Source organism: Streptomyces sp. NPDC054932, from assembly GCF_053610205.1.
The window spans coordinates 1-3404 of sequence record NZ_JBSGXU010000351.1 but is presented as its reverse complement, the minus strand read 5'-3'; the positions used below and the strand labels follow the sequence as shown (position 1 = coordinate 3404).

4 protein-coding genes are annotated in these 3404 nt (G+C 74.0%); 2 read left to right on the top strand and 2 right to left on the bottom strand.

All coding sequences use genetic code 11. The features are described from left to right. Nucleotides 1–91: 91 nt before the first annotated feature. Nucleotides 92–835, bottom strand: coding sequence for a hypothetical protein (locus ACWGE1_RS40550; protein ID WP_453425484.1), 744 nt, complete (start codon nt 833–835; stop codon nt 92–94). A gap of 71 nt (nt 836–906) precedes the next feature. Between ACWGE1_RS40550 and ACWGE1_RS40545 the strand changes: the two genes are divergently transcribed. Together ACWGE1_RS40545 and ACWGE1_RS40540 are read left to right on the top strand one after the other, a co-directional pair. Next, entirely contained in the window at nt 907–1281 is a 375-nt protein-coding gene (locus tag ACWGE1_RS40545; protein WP_453425483.1) for a hypothetical protein, read from the top strand. A gap of 4 nt (nt 1282–1285) precedes the next feature. After that, nucleotides 1286–2662: a M20/M25/M40 family metallo-hydrolase gene (locus ACWGE1_RS40540; protein WP_453425482.1), complete on the top strand. Its 1377-nt coding sequence runs from the start codon at nt 1286–1288 to the stop codon at nt 2660–2662. Nucleotides 2663–2789: 127 nt separating this feature from the next. Here ACWGE1_RS40540 and ACWGE1_RS40535 read toward each other — a convergent pair whose 3' ends face one another. Then, complete coding sequence (locus tag ACWGE1_RS40535) at nt 2790–3263, bottom strand: hypothetical protein (protein WP_453425481.1); 474 nt, start codon at nt 3261–3263, stop codon at nt 2790–2792. Nucleotides 3264–3404 lie beyond the last annotated feature (141 nt).

The window sequence follows — 3404 nt, the reverse complement described above, 5'->3', positions numbered from 1 at the left end:
GCGGTGAGTTCCTAGACAGCTCCCACCACACCGGAGGTCTTCGCCATGTTCAAGACCCGCCGAGTGTCAACAACGCTCGTGATCAATACACCTAGCCGCCCCCGCCCCCACCTCCGCCGCATCCGCTGCCGCCGCCGCAGCTGTAGCCCCCGGCGCCGCTGATGCCGATGCCGGAGGGCCCGCCCCGGCCGCGTTTACGGAGGCCGGGGCGGCGCTGGGGCGCGGGGCGGGTGGTGCGCTTGACGTGGAGCTCGAGCAGGACGGCCGGCCCCAGGGCCTCCTCCAGAGCCGCGAGGAGCTGTCGGGCGTCGGTGTCCGGGAGGAGGTCCGCCCGGCAGATGTCGGAGCCGTCCCGGATCAGGCGCAGCGTGAGGGCGCGGGTGGCGGGGAGGAGGTCCCCGGCGTACGGCTCCTCGATCTCCTGCTCCAGGCGCAGGCGGTCCGGCTCCTCCACTAGCCGCCACGGACCGCTCCCCAGGCCGCGCACCAGGCGCACCCCGGGCGGATCGCCGACGGCGGAGAACCTGATCCGGTACACCCGGAAGCAGGCCACGGCCAGTGCGCCCGCGAAGCCCGCCGCGACGGCTGCGGACACCATCCAGAGGGCCACCGCCCCCACCGTGGCCCAGCCGGCACCGGAGAAGAGCACGATCACCGCCACCGGCAGGACGAGGGCGAGCCCGAGAAGGCCCGTACCGAGCGCGGTCAGCGCGGCGCTCCCCAGCGAGCGCGGCACGGTGAGCCAGGTGGCGCCGCCCGCCCGCAGCACCACGTCCGTCGTCCCCGACTCGCCCCGCTCCACGCCGCCGGGCGCCCCCGGGCTGTGTGCCGTCATTGCCTCACGATAGGTCTGACGCCGGGTGACTGACCAGATGCCGTACGTGATACACCGCGGGCGGCCTCCTCGTGGCCTTCGTCGTGGTGGGACTCCTCCAGTACAAGGCCGTACGCGACACCAACCAGGCCGTGGACAAGGCCAACCAGCTCGCGGATGAAGTGGCCGCCGCCGGCTACCCCCGGCCCGATCCCAGCACCCTGGCCCGCGCACTCGGCGAGGACGGGGGCATCGTCTGCGAGGACCCGGCATCCGCCCTCAAATCGGCCCTGTGGAAGATCAACATGTCCAACGGGGCCACCGGCCCCGGCCAGCGTCCGGTCATCGCGGACCGCCGGGCCGTCCAGGCGGAAGCCCTCGTACTGAAGGTCTACTGCCCCGACACCCTGCACCGCATCCAGAACGAGCTCAAGGACCTGAAGACCGACCAGACGGTGAGGCGCTGAGACGATGGCCGACACCACCGGCGACCGATCGGACACCGTGGCCGCCCTCGCCGAGCGCATCGACACGCTGATGCCCCGCGCCAAGGCCGACCTGGCCGAGCTCGTCGCCATCCCCTCGGTCGCCGACCCCCGCCAGTTCCCTCCCGAGGAATGCCACCGGGCAGCCCGGTGGGTGGCCGACGCCTTCACCGAGGCGGGCCTGCTCGACGTACGCCTGGAGGAGACCCCCGACGGCAGCCACGCCGTACTCGGCCACCGGCCGGGGCCGGACGGCTCCCCGACAGTGCTGCTGTACTGCCACTACGACGTGCAGCCCCCACTCGACGAAGCCGCCTGGAACTCCCCGCCGTTCACCCTCACCGAGCGCGACGGACGCTGGTACGGACGCGGCAGCGCCGACTGCAAGGGCAACATCGTCATGCACCTCACGGCGCTGCGGGCGCTCGGCGACGACCTGCCCGTCGGCCTGAAGTTCGTCGCCGAGGGCTCCGAGGAGCAGGGCACCGGCGGGCTCGAGGAGTACGTGGCCGCGCACCCCGGTGACATCTGCGCGGACGCGCTCCTCATCTGCGACACCGGCAACGCCGCCGTCGGCCGCCCGACCGCCACCACCGCACTGCGCGGCCTCGTCAACGTCGTCGTCACCGTCTCCACCTTGCGCGGGAACCTTCACTCCGGCATGTTCGGCGGCCCCGCCCCCGACGCCCTCGCCGCACTGATCCAGATGCTGTCCACCCTGCGCGACCCCGACGGCGGCACCCGCATCGACGGCCTGGACTGCACCGGTAACTGGACCGGGGTGCCCTACGAGGAGGAGCAGTTCCGGGCCGATGCCTCCGTCCTGGACGGGGTCCGCCTCACCGGTTCCGGCTCGGTGGCGGACCGGCTCTGGGCGCGCCCTGCCGTGACCGTGCTCGGGATCGACTGCGCGCCCGTGGTCGGCTCTGCCGCGGCGGTCCCGGCCACGGCCCGGGCCCGGGTCAGCCTGCGGGTCCCGCCGGGGACGGATTCCGCCGACGCGCTGGCGGCCCTGACCGCGCACCTGACGGCCGCGGCGCCCTGGGGCGCCCGGGTCTCGATCGAGAAGGAGGGCACCGGTTCACCGTTCCGTGCGGCCACCGACGGGCCGGCGTACCGGGCCATGGGACGGGCCATGGAGCAGGCGTACGGCCGCCCGATGGAGTTCCTGGGCCAGGGCGGGTCCATCCCCCTGTGCAACGTGCTCGCCGCAACCTGCCCGGACGCGGAGATCATCCTCATGGGCGTCGAGGAGCCCCGCTGCCTCATCCACGCACCCGACGAGAGCGTCGACCCGACCGAGATCCGCAACATGGCCCTCGTCGAGGCGCTGTTCCTCCTCGACTACGCCGCACAGCACTGACCCCTGCCCGGGACAGTTCTCGGACCACGACAAGCCCCAGGCCGCATCGCTCTGGACGAGCCTCGCCCCGGCCTCTCCCCCGCGCACGGCGGTCGGTGTCCGAGCCGAGCCCGCTGTCGGCTCCGCGCTACGCCGCCCGTTCGGCCCGGCCGGCCCGTGCGGCGCCGAGCGTGGCCACGGACCAGCCCGCCACCCAGACGGCGCCGACGGCCAGCGCCGCAACCGCCGTCGCCGGGTGGGGAGGTGCGTCCCCCAGGCCCGGGGCCAGGCCGGCCGCCCGGGCGGCGAAGCCGATGACCCCGGCCCCGACCATCACGATGCCCAGCCAGGAGACGGTGAGCAGGCACCGTCGCGCCCATCGGGCGGCCGGCGGGCGGATCAGCAGCAGGGCCACGACCGCCATGAGCAGGCCGAGGCCGGCGTTGCCCAGCTGGGCGGCCGTGACGTCGGTGACCTGGGCGTAGGCCTCCGGCGGGGCGGGGAAGCCCGGCATGCCCAGCTCCCCGTCCCGCGCGAGGTGCACCTTGCTCACCGTGTAGGCGAGCGCGCCGGCGCAGGCGGTGAGTGCGGGGACCAGCGGCTTCTTCGAAGATCGGGGCATGGGTTCATCCTGCTGACCGGAACGCCGCCACCACCTCCTCCCCGCGTACCGAACTCCTCCCCCGGGCGGGGGAGGAGACACCCTCTAGGGGGTGTCCGCAAAGTTCCGCCTGGCCCGCGACGCCCGGCACGGCACCTCGCC

Bases quoted from the DNA above. Each gene is read 5' to 3' on its own strand.
- ACWGE1_RS40550 (WP_453425484.1), bottom strand. From the start codon at position 835: ATGACGGCACACAGCCCGGGGGCGCCCGGCGGCGTGGAGCGGGGCGAG.
- ACWGE1_RS40540 (WP_453425482.1), top strand. From the start codon at position 1,286: ATGGCCGACACCACCGGCGACCGATCGGACACCGTGGCCGCCCTCGCC.
- ACWGE1_RS40535 (WP_453425481.1), bottom strand. From the start codon at position 3,263: ATGCCCCGATCTTCGAAGAAGCCGCTGGTCCCCGCACTCACCGCCTGC.